At 63.8% G+C, this 18,374-nt stretch carries 16 protein-coding genes; 5 read left to right on the top strand and 11 right to left on the bottom strand.

From position 1 onward, the window contains the following. The 6 genes from F4U94_RS14335 to F4U94_RS14310 all read right to left on the bottom strand — a co-directional run bounded on the left by F4U94_RS14335 (position 1) and on the right by F4U94_RS14310 (position 8,646). Positions 1 to 1,284, bottom strand: coding sequence for an NAD(P)/FAD-dependent oxidoreductase (locus tag F4U94_RS14335; RefSeq protein WP_150411940.1), 1,284 nt, complete (start codon positions 1,282 to 1,284; stop codon positions 1 to 3). Positions 1,285 to 1,289: 5 nt separating this feature from the next. Then, entirely contained in the window at positions 1,290 to 1,958 is a 669-nt protein-coding gene (locus F4U94_RS14330; protein WP_120252340.1) for a haloacid dehalogenase type II, read from the bottom strand. 238 nt (positions 1,959 to 2,196) lie between these two features. Continuing rightward, on the bottom strand, positions 2,197 to 3,123 hold the full coding sequence (locus F4U94_RS14325; RefSeq protein WP_120252341.1) for a 2-hydroxyacid dehydrogenase: 927 nt from the start codon (positions 3,121 to 3,123) through the stop codon (positions 2,197 to 2,199). A gap of 169 nt (positions 3,124 to 3,292) precedes the next feature. Then, positions 3,293 to 5,428, bottom strand: coding sequence for a TonB-dependent siderophore receptor (locus F4U94_RS14320; RefSeq protein WP_120252342.1), 2,136 nt, complete (start codon positions 5,426 to 5,428; stop codon positions 3,293 to 3,295). 328 nt (positions 5,429 to 5,756) lie between these two features. Next, complete coding sequence (locus F4U94_RS14315) at positions 5,757 to 6,968, bottom strand: acetyltransferase domain-containing protein (protein ID WP_120252343.1); 1,212 nt, start codon at positions 6,966 to 6,968, stop codon at positions 5,757 to 5,759. A 259-nt stretch (positions 6,969 to 7,227) separates the two neighbouring features. Beyond that, entirely contained in the window at positions 7,228 to 8,646 is a 1,419-nt protein-coding gene (locus F4U94_RS14310; protein WP_120252344.1) for an aldehyde dehydrogenase family protein, read from the bottom strand. 122 nt (positions 8,647 to 8,768) lie between these two features. Between F4U94_RS14310 and F4U94_RS14305 the strand changes: the two genes are divergently transcribed. Together F4U94_RS14305 and F4U94_RS14300 are read left to right on the top strand one after the other, a co-directional pair. Continuing rightward, positions 8,769 to 9,215: a MarR family winged helix-turn-helix transcriptional regulator gene (locus tag F4U94_RS14305; protein ID WP_120252345.1), complete on the top strand. Its 447-nt coding sequence runs from the start codon at positions 8,769 to 8,771 to the stop codon at positions 9,213 to 9,215. Between the two features lie 119 nt (positions 9,216 to 9,334). Beyond that, positions 9,335 to 11,464, top strand: a complete 2,130-nt coding sequence (locus F4U94_RS14300) for an acetate--CoA ligase family protein (protein ID WP_120252346.1) — start codon at positions 9,335 to 9,337, stop codon at positions 11,462 to 11,464. A gap of 138 nt (positions 11,465 to 11,602) precedes the next feature. Here the strand turns inward: F4U94_RS14300 and F4U94_RS14295 are convergent, their stop codons facing one another. Genes F4U94_RS14295 through F4U94_RS14285 form a run of 3 tightly spaced genes read right to left on the bottom strand, consistent with a single transcriptional unit; the run spans position 11,603 to position 13,280 of the window. After that, positions 11,603 to 12,106, bottom strand: coding sequence for a DUF3237 domain-containing protein (locus F4U94_RS14295; protein ID WP_120253433.1), 504 nt, complete (start codon positions 12,104 to 12,106; stop codon positions 11,603 to 11,605). Between the two features lie 16 nt (positions 12,107 to 12,122). Continuing rightward, positions 12,123 to 12,872 (bottom strand): SDR family oxidoreductase, encoded by a 750-nt coding sequence (locus F4U94_RS14290; RefSeq protein WP_150411939.1) that lies wholly within the window; start codon positions 12,870 to 12,872, stop codon positions 12,123 to 12,125. Positions 12,873 to 12,887: 15 nt separating this feature from the next. Then, complete coding sequence (locus F4U94_RS14285; RefSeq protein WP_425505079.1) at positions 12,888 to 13,280, bottom strand: nuclear transport factor 2 family protein; 393 nt, start codon at positions 13,278 to 13,280, stop codon at positions 12,888 to 12,890. A 95-nt stretch (positions 13,281 to 13,375) separates the two neighbouring features. Here F4U94_RS14285 and F4U94_RS14280 point away from each other — a divergent pair, with 95 nt between their 5' ends. Then, on the top strand, positions 13,376 to 13,777 hold the full coding sequence (locus F4U94_RS14280) for a nuclear transport factor 2 family protein (RefSeq protein WP_120252348.1): 402 nt from the start codon (positions 13,376 to 13,378) through the stop codon (positions 13,775 to 13,777). Between the two features lie 10 nt (positions 13,778 to 13,787). After that, a complete protein-coding gene (locus F4U94_RS14275) occupies positions 13,788 to 14,342 on the top strand; it encodes a MarR family winged helix-turn-helix transcriptional regulator (RefSeq protein ID WP_120252349.1) in 555 nt (184 codons plus the stop codon). A gap of 15 nt (positions 14,343 to 14,357) precedes the next feature. On the opposite strand, the gene F4U94_RS14270 is transcribed toward F4U94_RS14275, so the two are convergent. Then, positions 14,358 to 15,578, bottom strand: coding sequence for a multidrug effflux MFS transporter (locus F4U94_RS14270; RefSeq protein WP_120252350.1), 1,221 nt, complete (start codon positions 15,576 to 15,578; stop codon positions 14,358 to 14,360). A gap of 160 nt (positions 15,579 to 15,738) precedes the next feature. Between F4U94_RS14270 and F4U94_RS14265 the strand changes: the two genes are divergently transcribed. Beyond that, a complete protein-coding gene (locus F4U94_RS14265; protein ID WP_120252351.1) occupies positions 15,739 to 17,073 on the top strand; it encodes an MFS transporter in 1,335 nt (444 codons plus the stop codon). Between the two features lie 134 nt (positions 17,074 to 17,207). Here F4U94_RS14265 and F4U94_RS14260 read toward each other — a convergent pair whose 3' ends face one another. Continuing rightward, complete coding sequence (locus F4U94_RS14260) at positions 17,208 to 18,242, bottom strand: aromatic ring-hydroxylating oxygenase subunit alpha (RefSeq protein ID WP_120252352.1); 1,035 nt, start codon at positions 18,240 to 18,242, stop codon at positions 17,208 to 17,210. Positions 18,243 to 18,374: the final 132 nt, after the last annotated feature.

Below are 18,374 nucleotides of genomic sequence, written 5' to 3'. Positions count from 1 at the left end.
TCAATGGATCACATCCTGCCATTTATACCATAGCCCGACGAGCGGCAGGAACCAGGGCTTGCCGAAATGACCGGGCACGCTGGGCCAATCCAACCCATCCCAAGGATTGGCGGCAGGCTCGCCGCTCATCACCCGCGCCATCTGTTGTCCCATATGGGTCGCCATCTGTACGCCATGGCCGCTATAGCCCATGGAATAATAGAGCCCGTCCTGCTCGCCCGCGCGGGGCAGCCGGTCTGCGGTCAGGTCCACCATCCCGCCCCACACATGGTCGATGCCCACGCCCTTCAGTGCCGGGAACATCTCGCCCATGGTCTGTACCAATATATGGCCGCTCTTCTGGTCCGATCGCGGGTCGCTGATGGCGAAGCGCGCGCGCCCGCCGAAGATCAGCCGATTGTCGGGCGCCAGGCGGAAATAATTGCCGATATTCTTGCTGGTGACATAATTGCGCCGTCCCGGCAGGAGCCGGTCGATCAACGGGTCGTCCAGCGGCTCGGTCGCGATGATGAAGCTGCCCACCGACACGATGCGGCGGCGAAAGAAGCCGAAGGGGCCGGTCGCCGGCGCGCCGCCGGTGGCGACCAGCAACTGCTTCGCCGTCACCGTGCCGCGCGAAGAGGTCACGCGCCATCCCTGCGGCACGCACTGGAAATCGGTGACGTCGGCATTTTCGTAAATCTGTGCGCCAGCCCGCGCTGCGGCTTGAGCCAGGCCTACGCCGAAACGGCCGGGATGCACCTGCGCGCTGGTGGTTTGAATGAGGGCGCCGTGAAAGGCGTCCGATCCCACTTCCTCGCTGATGCGCTCCGGCGGCACCAGGCGGACATTCTCGTCCACTTCCGCCGCCAGCAGGTCATGCGCGCGGACCAGCTTGTCATAATGGGCCGGCTTGGCCGCCAGCTTCATCCGGCCGGGGCGGTGAAAGCTGCAATCGATGCCTTCCTCTCGCGCCAGCCGCTCCACCGTGTCGACAGCATCGACATGGGCGCGATAATAGGCCCTGGCGATATCCTTGCCGAACCGGGCGGACAGCGCGCCATAATCATGGGCCGTGCCATTATTGCACTGACCCCCGTTGCGACCCGAAGCCTCGCCGACGACGCGTCCTTTCTCCAGCAGCACCACATTGGCGCCCCGCCTGGCCAGCGCCAAGGCTGCCGACAGACCGGTAAAGCCGCCGCCGATGATGGCGACATCGGCCACACCCTCGACGCCGCCCTTGGCCCCGCCCGTGAAGGGCGGAGCGCTGGCCAGCCAGTAGGAGAGGGGGGAGGCGTCCATGCCGCTTACAGGCCGACGACCGCGGGCAGGCAGCCGATATGCGGGATTTCGACGTCGCGATAGAAGGGGTTGGACGGCTCATGGCCGCGACCCACGAAAACGCGGCACCCGAAATGCAGGTCTGTTGCCGTATTCTGGTCGTAGCGGAAGCTGGAGGAGACGTGCATCATCTCTTCGGGCTTCGCACCCAGCTGGTCGAACATATATTCGAACGCCTGCATGCGCGGCTTGTACGCCTGCGCCATCTGCGCGGTATAGACCGCGTGGAAGGGCGCGCCCAGCTGGCCGACATTGTGATGGATCTGGTCGTTCATCGCGTTGGACAGGATGACGAGCGGGATCTTGTCGCCGATCTTGGACAGGCCGCCGGCCACATCGTCATGCGGGCCCCAGGTCGGCACGGCGGCATAGACCGCATCGGCATCCGCCTCATTATAGGCGACGCCCCATTTCTGGCAGGTGCGACGCAGCGAGTTGCGGATGATCTCCTGATAGGGTTCCCAGTCGCCCATGACCTGGTCGAAACGGTACGCGCTCCAGTCCTTGCAGAAGGCGGGCAGATTTTCCGCCGCGATCCGATCGGCCATGAAGGCGGTCGTCATTTCGGTCATGCGGAAACGGGTCAGCGTGCCATAGCAGTCGAAGCTGATATATTTGGGCCGGAAATTGGGCATCGGCGGAGCGTCCTTTGCGGGTTCTACATTTGGCTTGGGAGCCGTTTGACGATCAGCATTACGACATGGCGAAGCCGGAACATGCACCCGATTGGTTCGGGTCGAGGGGCAGATTCCGGCCTTTTATGGCATGGCATTCGGCATCATTTGCCGTGTCGCTTTCGTGCGTCCGATCGGGGCCGGATCATAGCGCAAAAGCGCTGTCCGGCACAGATGCGCGGCACGGAATGTCGCGGGGTCAATAGCCCCGGTCGCGGGCGACTTCGCCGTCCATCGGCTGCCCGGCCGCAAAGCGTCGGATATTGGCGATCAGCGCGCGCGCTGCGCCGTCCGGGCGGGTCATGCTGGCGACATGCGGGGTCAACATGATGCGCGGATGCGCCCAGAACGGATGATCGGCCGGCAGCGGCTCCGGGTCGGTCACGTCCAGCACGGCGCCGGAAAGATGCGCTTCGTCGAGCAGCGACAGCAGATCATGCTCCACCAGATGCGGCCCCCGGCCGACATTGATGATGGCGGCGCCTTTGGGCAGTTGCGACAGGTTATCCCGGCACAAGATGCCGCGCGTCTCCGACGTCAGCGGCAGCAGGCAGATGAGGATATCGCACTGGCCAAGGAAAGCGGGCAGTGCCGCTTCCCCGGCATGGCAGGTCACGCCCTCTATCACGCCGCCCGACCGGCTCCATCCCGACAGGGGAAAGCCGAAGGGCTTCAACCCCTGCAACACCGCCTGCCCCAGATTGCCCAGGCCCATCACGCCCACGCGCCGCTCGCCGGCGGGTGCCAACTTGATGGGTGCCCAGCGCGCGTCTTTCTGCGCCGCGCGATAGTCGATCAGGTTCCGGTGCAGCGCCAGGACCGCCATCGTCGCATATTCGACCATCCCGGCCGCGATCCCCGGCTCGATCATGCGCACGACCCGGATATGAGGCGGCAAGACGCCCATGTCGAACTGGTCGATGCCCGCGCCGATGGAGAACAGGATCTCCAGATTGGGCAGGCTGGCGATCAGATCGGCGGACGGCGCCCAGGCGGCGAGATAGCGGATCGCGGCGGGATCATAATTCTGGGACGGATCGAAAAAAGCGACGTCGGGCGCCTCGGCAGCGAAAATCGCGCGCCAGATGCGGCCGCGTGTCGGATCGGATGTGTAGAGCAGAGCCATGGGTGCGACCTTCCGGCATCGTCAGGCAAAAAGAAACCGCCGCTGTCCCTGCGCCTAGAAGGGCGGGACAGCGGCGGCGGGTCGGGGCAGAGCATTTTGACGTCGGCTGGCACAGCTGACGGCTCGCAAAATGCGAAAAACAAAAGGCTCTAACCCCGACGTTGCGGCGTCAGAAGTTGAAGCTCGCCCGGACCGTGAACTGGCGGGGCGTACCCGGCTGGATCCACAGCGCCGAATAGGAGCTGGCATAATATTTCTTGTCGAACAGGTTGGTCACGTCCGCCGACAGCTTGATCTGCTCACTGATGTTGAACGATCCCAAGACCTTGGCGATGGTGTAGCTGGGCAGATAGAAATCCGCTGCCGTCTGGCCCAGGCGCCGGCTGACATGGGTCACACCCGCGCCCAGCATCGCTTCATGATCGCCGATCGCGAAATTCTTGAACAGCAGGACGTTGCCCTGATGCTTGGGAATGTTGATCAGCGGGTCATTCTTGCCCACGCCAGCGGCGGCATAGTCGTCGGCCCAGCCTGCATCGGTATAGGCGTAGGTCGCAAACAGCTCGAAGCCGGCGGGCAGCTTGGCATTGACGTCGAATTCCACGCCCTGGCTCTTTGCCTCGCCTACCGCGATCGACAGGCCGGTCAGCAGGTCGGCGGTCAGGACGTTGCTCTTCTTCATCTTGTAGAGCGACAAGGTGCTGGTCAGCTTGCCATCCGGCGTCACGAATTTCGCGCCGACTTCATAGCTTTTGCTGACTTCCGGGGCGAAGGGATTGTTGTTGACGTCCACGCCGCTGTTCGGCCGGAACCCCTTGCCATAGCTGGCATAGAAGGACAGGCTGCTGGTCGGTTCGAACACCAGGCCGGCCATCGGGCTGAACTTGGTATAAGCCGCCGGATTGGTGGTGCCCAGACGGTTGTCGATATTCTGGCTGAAATCGTCGTAACGGCCGCCAAACCGTATCTTGAGTTGCTCCGTGATTTCGATCTGGTCCTGGGCGTAGACACCCCATGCCTTCTGGACTTCGGTCGAATTCTGGATCACCGACGTCGGCGTTGGCGCGGGGATGGAATAATTGGGATTGAAAATGTCGATCGAGTAGGACTGATCGGCAGCGGTCGGGCGATAGCGAAGCTGGAACGTCTTGATCTTGAAACGATCCCAGTCGCCGCCGATGCGGATGTTGTGGACGATGGAGCCGGTTTCCAGCTTGCCGCTGATTTCGCCACGGAACACCACATGGGTGGTGCTATAATCCCGGTACCGGCGCTGGCGCGACAGGGTCCGCCCGTCATTGTCCAGGCGCTGACGGCCCAACGCCAGTTCAGGGTCGCTGGAATAGCCCTCGAATGTCGTGTCCTTATACCCCGCGCCCAGCATCAACGTCCAATCGTCGTTGAAGTCATGCTGATATTGCGCTTGGTGACCCAGAACGCCGATCTTGATCGGACCGTCATTGGGATTGCTCAGGAAACGCGAATTGGGGATGGCGCCCAGATTATAGCTGATCGTACCATTGGCGTTAACGGTCGGGATCGCCACCACGCCGCGATCAAACGGCACCTCCTGCTTCACATATTCCAGTTCGTAGGTGAAGATGTCCCGATCGGACAGCTTTGCCAGCAAGGATGGGGTCAGCGTATATTTCTGCGTCTCGACCGTGTCGCGGAAGCTTTCGGCCTTTTCGACGGAGCCGTTGATGCGGACCGCGATCCTATCGCTCAGCGGCAGATTATAGTCGCCTTCGACGCGATAGGTCTCCCAGCTGCCACCTGCGATCGAGAAGCTACCGCCTTGATCGAAGGTCGGCTTCTTGGTCACGATGTTGATCGTGCCGCCCGGCTCGCCGCGGCCGAAGAGCGCGCTGTTCGGCCCCTTGAGCACTTCGATCCGCTCGACATTGGATGCGTCCCGCGGGCCGCCATAGCCGCGACCGCCGTTAAAGCCGTTGACCAGGAAGCCGCTCGGGAAATTCTCGTCGCCGGCAAAGCCGCGAATGGCGAAACTGTCCCAAAGGCCACCGAAATTATTCTGCTTCGACACGCCGCTCGCCAGTTCCAGCGCGGTGTCCAGCTTGGTGATGTTGAGATCCTTGAGCAGCTTGCCTTCCAGGAACTGCACGGCCTGGGGAATTTCCTTGACCGGCGTGTCGCCGAAATATTGGCGCTTCAGACCGGTGACGACGATTTCGCCGTCGGCTTTTTCTGCTGCGGCCGGCGCCTGGGCCTGGGCGATCGAGGAAAAGGCGATGGCGGCGGTGCTGGCCACACAGGCCAGACGGAGGGCGGATAACGTGCGCATAATGCTGTAACCCCTTATAAAATCACTGTTCCCTTATGTCCTGCGAACGGCAAGGGGACCGGTTTATTCTGTTATTTCCGCGCGGACTTTGTCCTGTCGTCGGGGCCGATCCTTGGGTGATTTTCCACCTCTTCTAAGCAACGAGGCTAAGTTGAGTGACGGAAATATTACATCAAACTTGGCTTATAGGACGGCGCAAAATTGTGAATCCTGTGTCTCTACGGCAGGAAAATGCCGCGCCCGATATGGCGGTCGAACCCTCGCAAAAGCGGGAAAAATGGCCGCCTTCCGGGTAAGGAAGGCGGCCAGTCGATCCGACGCAGGACCGTCAGAGATATTTGAGCCACCATATGTCCTTGCGCCGCTGTTTCAGCTGCGCGAACCAGCGGGTCGGGAAATACAGCACCGGGATCAGGATGAAGACCCAGATCCACACCCAACGCAGATGATCGACGCCGAACACCGTCCCCTTGGTCGGGCCGTACATCAGCAGCGCGACATTATAGATCAGCTTGAGCACATAGAGGTGCAGCACATAATAGAACATCGGCGCGCCACCCAGCATGGCCAGCGTCGGCATCGCCTTGCTACCCTCGAACCGTTCGAACAGCGCCAGCAACAGGCAGCCCGTGCCGATGGTCGGCATCAGGAACAGCAGGGAGGGCGGATATTTGGTCAGCGCCAGAAAGCTCATCACCGTGCGCAGCGGCGTGTCCGCCACGAACCAGGGCTTGTCGCCATAGATGTTGAGATAGCGGATGGCGACGAAGCCCAGGATCAGGCCAAAGCCGAGCAGGGTCAGCCGGCGTATGCGCGGGGCCGGATCGCTGCCGCGCGCGAACCATGGCCCGCAGGCATAGCCGAGCAGGATGACGCCGATCCACGGCAGGATCGGATAGGTCGTCTTGACCATGGTGCCGGCCAGTTCCAGCTTCTCGCGCTGATGCAGGATCGCCCAGGGAACGAACCAGGGCGACTCCGCCGTCAGCCGGATCGGATCGAGCAGATTGTGCAGGCACACGATGCTGAGGCCGACCGCGAACTGCGCCGGGCGCGGCAGGTGCAGCAGCGCGGCCAGCGCCACCATGCTGATGCCGATCGCCCAGATCACCTGCAACCAGATCGCCGTCGGCGGAAAAGCGGGCGCCTGCGTCGGCCAAGCATAGCCGACGATGGTGAATTCCAGAAAGATCAGGAACAGCCCGCGCTTCAGCAGGAATTCCGATACCTGCCCCTTGCTGTGTGACTGGCCGTAGAGCCAGGCCGACAGACCCGTCAGCGCCACGAAGGTCGGCGCGCAGAAGGTGGACAGGAGGCGGGTGAAAAACAGGCCCGGATCGGTCGTGTTGGCGTCTACCGGATCGCTCACCTGCAAATGCAGGAACCATGTTTCGCGCACATGGTCGACCAGCATGAACAGCATGACCAGGCCGCGCAGCGCGTCGATGGCGATCAGCCGGGTGCGCGCCTTCGCCGCGCTGATCGGTGATGCCGTGGCGCCAAAGCCCATGATGGGCGCCTGGCCCGCTATACTGTTCATAACCCCGATTCCTGTCCCCGAAATGCCGTCCGGCCGCGTATGATACAACATATCATTTATGGCAAGGGGCATTGCGCCTTATCGTTGTCGACGACCGGCTCTGTCTCGATACGGCCGTCATCAGCTTACGAAGCTATGGCGCGCGCACGACCGAATGTTCCGAATATGGGAAATGGCGAAGTGGAAAATGTCAAAAAAGAAAGGCCGGCGAAGCGCTATGCTTCGCCGGCCCCTTTTGCATCATGCAGGGGGTCAATCGTCAGGCGTCTTCGAGCGCCACGATATTGACGATATGCGCCTGGGTATATTCCAGCAGCCCTGCCTCGCCCAGTTCGCCGCCCAGCCCCGATTGCTTCACGCCGCGGAACGGGATGTTGGCGTCGATCGCCAGATGCTGGTTGACCCACACCGTCCCGGTGTCGATCTGCATCGCGACGGCCGTGGCCCGTTCCACATCCTTGCCCCACACCGTGCCGGCCAGGCCATAGTCGCTGTCGTTGGCGCGGGCGATGACGTCTTCGATATCGTCATATTTCAGCACCGGCAGAACCGGCCCGAACTGTTCTTCCTGCACCAAAGGCGCATCTTCGGGCAGGTCGCGCACGATGGTCGGCGCGATGAAATAGCCCGGCCGATCCATGGGTTCGCCACCGGCCAGCACTGTGCCGCGCGTCTTGGCGTCGGCGATCAGGGCGCTGACCTTGTCGAACTGCATCTTGTTCTGCACCGGCCCGATGGTCGTGCCCTGCTTGGCGCCATCATCGACGATCGCCTCGTTCGCCAGCTTCGCCAGCTCGTCGCAGAAATCGTCATACATCGCGCTGGGCACATAGGCGCGCTTCACCGCGACGCAAATCTGCCCGGCATTGGTCATCGCGCCCTGATAGACCTTCTTGGCCACCTGCCGCGCATCGACATCGTCCAGCACGATCGCCGCGTCATTGCCGCCCAGCTCCAGCGTCACCCGCTTCACCGTGCCTGCGGACGACGCCATCACCTTCTTGCCGGTCGCGGTCGATCCGGTGAAGGCGACCTTGGCGATATCCTTGTGCCCGGTCAGCAGCGGGCCGAGTTCATTCTGATCGCAAACGATGTTCAGCACGCCGGCCGGCAGGATATCCTTGGCCAGTTCGCCGAACAACAGGGTGGTCAGCGGCGTCGTGGGCGCAGGCTTCGACACCATCGTGTTGCCCGTCACCAATGCCGGCCCCAGCTTGTTCATCAGCAGGATCAGCGGGAAATTCCACGGCGTGATCGACGCCACGACGCCCAGCGGGGTACGATGTTCGACCACCTTGTTGCCGCCCTCGTCCCGCAGCACTTTGGGCTCCACCCGCATCGCGGAGAAGGCGCGCAGGGTGAAGACGCTACCCATGATCTCATAACCGGCCTGGTCCAGCGGCTTGCCCTGTTCGCTGGTCAGCAGGCTGGCGAACTCGCCGACCCGCGCTTCCAGCGCGTCGGCCAGTTTGTTGGTCAGCGCCGCGCGCTCTTCGACCGGCAGGGACGCCCAGCCGGGCTGCGCCTTCTTCGCCGCGGCGATCGCGCGCTCGGCCAGGGCCTCGTCCGCCTTGGGGCATTGGGCGAAAGCCTGCGCCGTTGCAGGGTTCACCACGTCGAATTGGCTGACGCCCGGCACAAGTTCGCCGTCGATCAGCATCCGAAATTCATGATCCATGAGTCGCTCTCCAATTATTCGGCACCGTCCGGATGGCATTGCCTATCGCAATTCGGCCCGGCTGGCTGTAGCATATATTTGTGCGCTAGGGATACAATATTGACAAGGGGTATAGTGAAGGGATGAAACAGGGGGCCGATCTCCAGTCGCTCGTGGGCTATCGCGTACAGCGGGCCAATCTGCTGATGGAAACGGACGCGCGCGCGGCGCTGGCCGATCATGATCTGTCGCCGGCCAAGATGACGGCACTGATCCTGATCCGCGACAATCCCGGTTGCGACCAGACCGCACTGGGCCGGGCGCTCAGCATCAACCGGTCCAGTGCGATGAAGCTGGTCAACATCCTGGCCGACAAGGGGCTGGTGGAGCGGCGACCGGGGCGCGACCTGCGCACCAACGCGCTGATGCTGTTGCCCGAAGGCGCGCGCCAGCTGGACGCGATGCTGGCGGCTGTGCGCCAGTCCGACGCGCGCATGACCCAGCGGCTCGGCGCGGAGGAGCTAAAGACTCTCCTTGCCCTGCTGGCGCGCCTTGGTCTGTCCCCGACGCTGGAGGATGACGAGGATTGATGACAAGGCCGCTTGCGCAAACTGTATCCTTGGCGCACAATTGGCGCGAAACAAGCGGTTGATTCGATGCAAGCAACCGCACGAACAGGAGACAGGCGCGCGTGACGGAAGCTGCTTTGATGGATGGACCGGCAACATCGGACCGGAGCCTCCCGTCCGCCTCGCTCGATTGCCTGCTTCGGCCCCGTTCGGTCGCGATCATCGGCGCGTCGGACAAGCCCGGCGCGCTGGGCGCTTCGGTTCTCGCCAATCTGGTGCGGCAGGGGTTCGATGGCGACATCCATCTGGTCAATCCCAAGCGGACGGAGATTGGCGGCCGGCCCTGCGTCGCGTCGGTCGATGACCTGCCATCGGGTGTCCATGTCGCTGTTCTCGCCATCCCGCGCGTCGGCGTACTGGACGCGATCCGTGGGCTTGCGCGCAAGGGCGTGGGGGCCGCCGTCATCTTTTCCGCCGGCTTTGCCGAGGATGGCCCGCAGGGTCTGGCCGATCAGCAGGAAATCGCCCGCATCGCGCGCGAAAGCGGCATGGTGGTCGAGGGGCCGAATTGCCTGGGCCTCGTCAACTTCCGCGACAATGTCTCGCTGACCTTCATCGAAATGCCGGAGGCGAAGGCGCAGGGCGATCGCCGCGTCGGCATCGTCTCGCAATCAGGTGCCATGGCCGCCGTGCTGGCGACGACCATGATCCACCGCGACGTGCCCTTGAGCTGCTACATCTCAACAGGCAATGAGGCGGCGAGCGGGATCGAGGATTATCTCGCCCATCTGGTCGATCAGCCCGACACCGCCGTCATCGCCCTGATCGCCGAGCATGTGCGCGACCCCGCCCGCTTCCTTGCCGCCGCCCGTGCGGCGCGCGCGGCCGGCAAGGCCGTCGTGCTGCTCCATCCCGGCCGCAGCGCAGCGGGTGCGGCCAGCGCCGCCACCCATACCGGCGCGATGGCCGGCGACCATGCGGTCATGGCCGTCCATGTCGAGCGCGCCGGTGTCATCCTGGCGGAATCGCTGGAGGAGCTGGGCGACATCGTCGAAATCCTTGCCCGCTCCCCTGACGCAGGCATGGGCGGCACGGGCATCGTCGCGGAATCCGGCGCGTTCAAGGCGATGATGCTGGATCTGGCCGAAGCGGTCGATCTCGACCTGCCCAAACTCACCGATGCGGACAGCCCGGCACTGCGCGCGGCACTGCCCGATTTCGTCCCCGTCACCAACCCGATGGACATCACCGCGCAGGGGCTGGTCGATCCTGGCCTTTACGGCCGCACGCTGGCCGCGCTGGCGCAGGACGACCGGATCGGCACCATCTTGCTGACGCTCATCCAGACTGACACCGGCACCTCGCATGTGAAGTTCAAGGCAGTGCTGGATGCGCTGGACGCCATCGGCGACACCAAGCCGGTCATTGTCGGCGGCGTCGATGAAGGCGGTGCCGTCTTCGCCGACGATCTCGCCGCGCTGCGTAAAGCCGGCGTCACCTATCTGCCGACCGCCGAACGGTTGCTGCGCGCGCTCGCCCGCATCGCCGCCTATCGCCAGCGCGACGCGGCAGTCGCGCCGCTCGATGCTCAGCCGGTCGATGGCCTGTCGCAGGTCGGCAGCACCATCCCCGAACATCTTTCCAAGGCGATCATGGGCGCGCAGGGCATCGCCTTCCCCGCCTTCGCACTGGCGCAAAGCGCGGCGGACGCGGTCGCCGCTGCCGATCGGCTCGGCTATCCGGTGGTCCTGAAGGCCCAGTCCCCCGAACTGCCGCACAAGAGCGACGCCGGCGGCGTCATCATCAATCTGGCCGATGCCGATGCCGTCGCGGCCGGCTGGGACAGGCTGATGGCCAATCTCGCCGCTTCGCGCCCCGACCTGGTGCTGGACGGCGTGCTGGTGGAGGGGATGGCGGCCAAGGGCGTCGAACTGATCGTGGGCGCCCGCAACGATCCGCATTGGGGGCCGACCATCCTCGTCGGCTTCGGCGGCGTGGCGGCGGAACTGCTGCACGACGTCTGCCTGCTCCCGCCCGACCTGACCCGCGACGCGATCATCGCGCAGATCCGCACCCTTCGCATGGCGCCGCTGCTCGACGGTTTCCGTGGCGCACCGGCCATGGATATCGGCGCCGTCGCCGACATCGTCCAGCGCATGGGCCAGATGGTCGCGGCCACTCCGGCAATCAGCGAAGTCGATCTCAACCCCGTGATCGTCTACCCGCAGGGGCAGGGCGCGATCGCGCTGGACGCGCTGATTTCTCTTTGAACCAGCAACTTCCGTTCGTTTCGAGCGAAGTCGAAAAGTGGATAGCATTGCGCTTACCGTCTCTCGACTCAGTTTATCCTGAGCGCCTGCCTTGGCAGGCAGTCGAAGGGCTCGAAACGAACGGATGGTGGGTCTGACTCAAGTCAGCGCATAATAGCGCAGCACATTTCCGTCCGCTCGCCGCTCGCCCACGCCGATGAACACATGTTTGGTCAGCCAGTCATGCTTGCCGACCGGACATTCGAAGCTGGGATTGCCGCGCAGATAATAATCCTGTTGCTCCACCGGCGCGCCGTCGGCAAAGGCCCAGTCGCGCAAGCGCGCCATCGTGTCGGGCTTTCGCCCCCACAGGAAACCGCGATTGTTGAGCAGGATCAGCGTCCCATCCTCCTCCTCCAACATATAGCGCGCATCGAACACGGCAACATCGTCCGGCCGGAAATAGGCATAGTCGCCGCCTGATCCCGGCACCGCCTTGCCCTTGATCCTTGGCCCCTCGAACGTCCCGCCATCGACATAGACCGCACTGCGATTGCCGCCCATCGGCGTGTTGACGATAGTCTGGACGCGCGGAAATTGCAGCCGCACCTCCATCGCGAACTCCAGTCGCGGATTGTCCAGCGTCGAAAACAAGTCACTCATCATCCCAGCTCCCGTATCACCCTAATTCCAACGTGCCGCCATCGACAAAGAGATTGGCGGCAGTGATAAAACTGGCCTCATCCGACGCCAGGAACAGCACGGCGCGCGCCACTTCCTCCGCCCGGCCCATGCGCTTCATCGGCACCGCCGCGATCATCGCCGCGCGCAGATTGTCCACATCGGCATCGCTCATGCCCGGATTGCGGTGCAGCAGCGGCGTCTCGATCGGGCCGGGACTGACCAGATTGACGCGGATGCCCTCGCTCACCAGTTCGCCCGCAATCACCTTCAGCGCGGCATAAAGCCCGCCCTTGGTCGCGGCATAAGCGGTGTTGCCGGGCAGGAAGGCATGGCCGCCGATCGACCCCGTCGCCACGATCGACCCACCCCGGCCCATCAGCCGCAGCGCCTTCTGGATAGCAAAGACGCAGCCGCGCAGATTGACGCCATGGACATGGTCCCAGTCGGCCGGCGTCAGGTCGCGAAACGGCGCGAAGCCGCCCACGCCCGCATTGACGAACAGCGTGTCGATCCGCCCGTCCTGTGCCGCGATATCGGCGATCACCGCCTCCATCGCGTTCAGATCGGCCATGTCCGCGCGATAACCCCGCGCGCCGTCTATCGCCGCCACCGCCGCGTCGATCGTCGCCGGATCCCGCCCGGTCAGCCGCACGATCCCACCCTCCGCCGCAAAGGCCTGCGCGCTGCCCAGGCCGATGCCGCTATTGCCGCCGACCACCAATATGATCTTGTCCTTGAACCGCATGATGTCTCTCCCGGTTCAGAAGGGCGAATGGGGATTGGGACTGTCGGTCGGCACATCCTGCACCGTGTCCCAATGCTCGACGATCATGTCGCCCTCGACCCGAAAAATATCTATCACCGCAAAGCCCGGATCGCCCGCAAATCGCCGCACATGATAATGGACGATCACATGGTCGCCATCGGCAAAGCGCCGTTTGATGTCATGCACCGCGTGCGGATTTTCGCCCCGCACCTTGCGCAGAAAGGCCTTCAGCGGCTCCAGCCCCGTATCCACCCACTGATTATGCTGGATATAGTCGGGCGCGATGAACCGATCCGCCGCGTCGGCATCCATCGGTATCAGCACATGGTCGAACATCGCCTGGACCAGATCCAGATTGTGCTGCTCCTGCGGCGTATAAGCCATCATCCTCTCCTCTATTTTCCGCTGGCGCATCGCCTTGCTTTGCGGTTACGATAACGATCGTTATTAAAAGAACAAGAGCCAAGGAAGAGGAAAGCGCCATGAACCGCGCCGATTATGACCGCTATGCGCACGCCTTCAACGATCGCGACTATGACACGGTCTTCGATTTCTACGCGCCCGGCGCCAGCATCCGTTTCTTTGGCGTCGACCTTGGCACGCGCGACGCGTTCAAGCGCTTCTACAGCTTCCTCCACGCCCATGTGATCGAGACGCTGACGATCGAGCGCTTCGCCGCCAGCGACGAGCTGGTCGCGCTGGAAGGGATCATCCGGGTGGAAGCAACACAGGATCTCGACGCCGCCACCCTTGCCGCTAACGGCCTCGACCAGTTCATGCCGATCGCGAAGGGCGAAGTGCAGCAAATGCGCCAATATATCCATTATCACGTCGTCGATGGCCGGTTCACCAGCGTGGGCTGTGCCATCGTCGGCTTGACTTGAGCGCCGGCAGATGCCCTATCGGAAGACCATGTCGAACAGCAGCCCGTCCCAAAAGCCGTCGGCGTCGGCCGAAGCCAGTCCCGCCGATACGCTCCACCGCGTCCTGCGGCTGGCGAACAAGCTGATGGCGCCTTTTTCCACCTATCTGGAGCATCGCTACAAGATCAGCCTTAACGAGTTCCGCCTGCTGATGCTGCTCGGCCGCTTTCCCAATTCGGCCAGCCATGAACTGGCGGAGATGACCGGGGTCAATCCGATGAGCGTCTCGCGCGCGGTTGCCGCGCTCCAGAAGCACGGCCGCATCACGGTGGAACGCGACCCCGCCAACAAGCGGCGCAAGATATTGGTCCTGACGGATGAGGGGCGGCGGCTCTATCGGTTGATGCGGCCGCAGACCGACAAGGTCGCCACCTATCTCGTCTCCGACCTGAAAGCCAAGGAAGTCGATACGCTGAACCAGTATCTCGACACGTTGGTCGATACGCTGGAGGCGAATGACGAGGCGGGCAACAGCCGCTTCCTGGAATTCACCCGCCCCGATGGAGACGACGAACCCGCCGCCTGAGCGAACGGGGGCGGTTCAGGCGCTGGCGGGCGAAGCCCGTCCGCCAAGCGCCAGCATCACCAGCAGCATCGTCAGGAAACTGACGCCCAGCACCCCGGTCAGCGGCAGGATCGACACCGACGGCAGCAGCGATACCGCCGCACTGGCCGCCGCCGTGATCGCCAGCTGCAATGTGCCGAGCAGCCCGGCCGCCGCGCCCGCGCCGCCCGCTGCGGCATCCAGCGCTGATATGGCGGCCGGCGTCAGGATGAAGCCGGACAGGGCGAAGAGCAGCATCGACCATGGCTGGAACAGGGCGATCGGCACAGGCATCGTCAGGCCCGCCATCGCGATCAGCGCGGTCGCGCCCATCGCGACCAGCGCCACACCCGTGACCAGCGGCCGCGCGCCCAGCCGCCGCATCAGCGATGGCGCGAACTGGGTGGCGATGATCGACGTCACGGCATTGAGCGCCAGCAACAGGCTATAATGGTGTGCGCTCAGGCCAAAGCCCTGCGTGTAGATGAAGGGCGCGGCGGTCACGAAGGCGAAGGGCACGGTCGTCGCCAGTCCCGCCACTAGCGTCCAGCCCAGAAAGGCAGGCGTGCCGAGCAGCCGGCCATAGGCATGCAGCATCGGCTGGCGATGCAACCGCCGCTGCGGCGGCAGCGATTCGGGCAGGAAGATCGACACCGCGATCAACGCCACCGCCCCGCCGCCGGCCAGCAGCAGGAACAGCCCGCGCCAGCTCATCGCCTGCAACAAATAGCTGCCCGCCAGTGGCGCCAATACCGGCGATATGCCGATGATCAGGAAGGTGAAGGCCATCAGTTGCGCCGCGCGATGGCCGCTATGCCGGTCGCGGATCATCGCCCGCACGCTCGACGTGCCGGCGCATGCACCCATGCCCTGGAGAAAGCGGCACGCGATCAGCATGTCTAGGCTGGTCGCCATGGCACAAGCGATGGATGCGATCGCGAACAGCAACAGCCCGCCAATCAGGGGCCGACGCCGGCCATAGCGATCGCCCAGCGTGCCGAGCGGAATCTGCGCCAGCGCCAGCCCCAGGAAAAAGGCGGACAGGGTACGCTGCACCGCGCCGCTGTCCGCCGCCATCGCCTGCGCCATGCCCGGCATGGCCGGCAGATACAGGTCGATGGCAAAGGGGCCGAGCGAGGACAGGAAGCCGAAGGCGATGCCCAGCAACAGGGTCGGTTCCGTCTCCTGCGGACCCGAACGGCGATCGGCTTGTGCCATATATGATGTAACCCTCTCCCTAATTAGTAACGAACGTTATATTTATTCAGAAGGGCGCACAAGCGGAGAAGCTGGGTGGGATCGTGCATATCGCCGGTTTACAAACTGTGTCGCCGGCATACAGTGCTGCCTACAACCAGAAATAGGAGAGGGGCGCCGCATGGCATCGATTGAGACAAGGGCTTTGCCCGCCGACGATCCGCGCAGCATCTTGGGCAGCCGGCCGATGCGCCTGCCGCAATGCGTCGCCATCGCGATCTGCTTCCTGCTCAACGCGCTTGATGGCTTCGACATATTGGCGGTCACCTTCGCCGCGCCCGGCATCGCGAAGCAATGGAACATCGGCCCCGGCGCGATCGGCCTGGTCGTATCCTCAGGCCTTGCCGGCATGGTGGTGGGGTCGCTGACGTTGGGCCAGTTGGCCGATCGGATCGGGCGACGGCCGCAGGTGCTGCTGTGCCTCGCCATCATGGTCAGCGGCATGGCCGCTTCCGCCTTCGCCTCCAACGTGCTGCTGCTCTGCCTGCTGCGCGCCTATACCGGCCTTGGCCTCGGCGCAGTGCTGGCGGCGGTGAACGCCCTGTCGGCGGAGTTCGCCAATCGCAAGCGTCGCGACCTGTCGGTCAGCATCATGGCGGCGGGCTATCCTGCCGGCGGTATCGTCGGCGGCTGGGCGGCGGCGCAGTTGCTCAAACATCATGGCTGGGAATCCATCTTCCTGTTCGGTGCGGGCGCGACGGCGGTGATGGTGCCGCTGGTACTGTTGTTCCTGCCCGAATCGATCGGCTGGCTGGCGACGCGCGGCGGGCCGGATGCGCTGGCGCGGATCAACGCCATATTGAAGCGTCTGGGCCAGCCGCTCGCGGGTCGCCTCGTCGCGTTGGAGGAGCCGAAGGCCTCCATCGGCGCGCTCTTCACCGACCGCTATCGTGCGACGACGATCGCGCTCATCTTCATGTACGGCCTGCACATGATGACCTTCTATTATGCGCTGGGTTGGACCCCGGCGCTGGTCGTGTCGCTTGGCTTCGATCCGTCGCAGGCGACGATCGTGTCGGTATTCATGAACATGGGCGGCGCGACCGGGGGGCTGATATTGGGTTTCCTGTCGCCGCGCCTGGGCCTGCGTCCGCTGGTGCTGTTCGGCCTCGCCGGCGCGGGGGCGGCGGTCGCCGCCTTTGGCGCCGTGCCGGCCGACATCGTGATGCTGCAGGGCGCGGCCTTCCTGCTCGGCTTCCTTGCCAACGGATCGGTCGTCGGGCTCTATGCGCTGATCGCCAACATCTATCCCACCACCTTGCGTGCGACCGGCACCGGCACGGTGATCGGTTTCGGCCGTTGCGGCGCCGCGCTCGGCCCCTTCCTTGCGGGCCAGTTACTGGCGGTCGGGGCAGGGCGGGGCATTACCTCGCTCGCCCTGGCGCTCGGCTCCGCCGTCGCGGCGCTGGTCCTGCTGACCGCCCACCTGCGCGTGGCGGATGAGGATGCGATTTAGGACAGAACCAAACCCGTTCGTCCTGAGTAGCCACTGAGCCTGTCGAAGTGGCGTATCGAAGGAACAGTGCTTCGATATGGGTCTTCGACAGGCTCAGACCCTACTCAGCACGAACGGAGGAGAGTGTTGGAAATCTACCCCACCCGCTCCGCATCCATCATCGCCTGCAACATGCGCCGTCCTTCCACCGCATTGCGATCGCTCTTCAGCAGCAGTTCCTCGGGATTCTCGCCCACCACGGCCAGCATCGCCTCGATCTCCTCGGTGGCGAATTTGTCCTCGGCGATCACGGGGCGCAGATAGTCTTCCATGATGGCGATGGCACTCGCGTCCGTCGTCGCCATGGCGAAAAAATAGGTGCAGCTATGCGGCGTTTCCGGCGTTACCGCATGATAGACCCGGCTCGATGCAAAGGCCTCGCCCGCCCGCGCGTGACCCTGCGGATATCGGCTTTCGTCGATCCCGGCATGAAACCCCGGCAGGTGGAAATCCATCCCGCTCACCCGGTCGATCCGGGCCAGGTGATGGCCCATATGCGCAACCACCGGCGGCGCCTCCGCATCGCGCATATGACGGCGGCTGCTCAGAAAGCCGGGTCGCTTGACCACCTCTTCGGGCGTCGCTGCATTGTCCAGCGTGCCGATCGAACTGCCATGCAGGAAGGCGAGGTGGGTCAGGTCTAGCAGATTGTCGTTCAGCAACTGCGCCCGGCCCTTCACATGCTCCACGAACAGCGCCCGCGCGATCATGCCCGGCGTCAGGCCGATCGCTTCCAGATCGGGCAACAGCACGGGATCGGCCTTGTCAGCCTCGCCCATCCATATCCACGCCCATAGCCCATGTTCGACCAGCGGGTAGCTGGGGATATGATAGGATCGCGGGGTGAAGCTCTGGCTCGGAATATCGGTGCATTGCCCGTCCGGCCCGAAGGCGATGCCATGATAGCCGCACACGATGCCGTCCCCCTTGCGACAGCTTTTGCCCAGCGGGAAATGGCGGTGCGGACATCGCCCGCCGACCGCCACCGCCCGACCGTCCTGTTTCCGATACAGGACGACCGGCTGGTCGAGGATGGTGCGCGCCAGCAGCGCTTCCCCAATTTCATGGGTGAAGGCGGCGACATACCATCCATTGCGGACTGCGAACGAACCAGTGGTGAAGGGATACATGATTGCGCCTCTCCTGACTTTTATCAGACTTACAGTGTAAGTTTGGCGGAAATCCGGCCACTGTCAAGAGCGGCGTCCTTTCGCCTCATAAAGACGCGGCAACGCATTTTTCGACTGGCAAGGGGCAATATG

It is taken from the genome of Sphingobium limneticum, assembly GCF_008710155.1.
Taxonomy (GTDB): domain Bacteria; phylum Pseudomonadota; class Alphaproteobacteria; order Sphingomonadales; family Sphingomonadaceae; genus Sphingobium; species Sphingobium limneticum.
The sequence above is the reverse complement of the archived record's forward strand: the minus strand, read 5'-3'. Positions and strand labels throughout refer to the sequence as shown.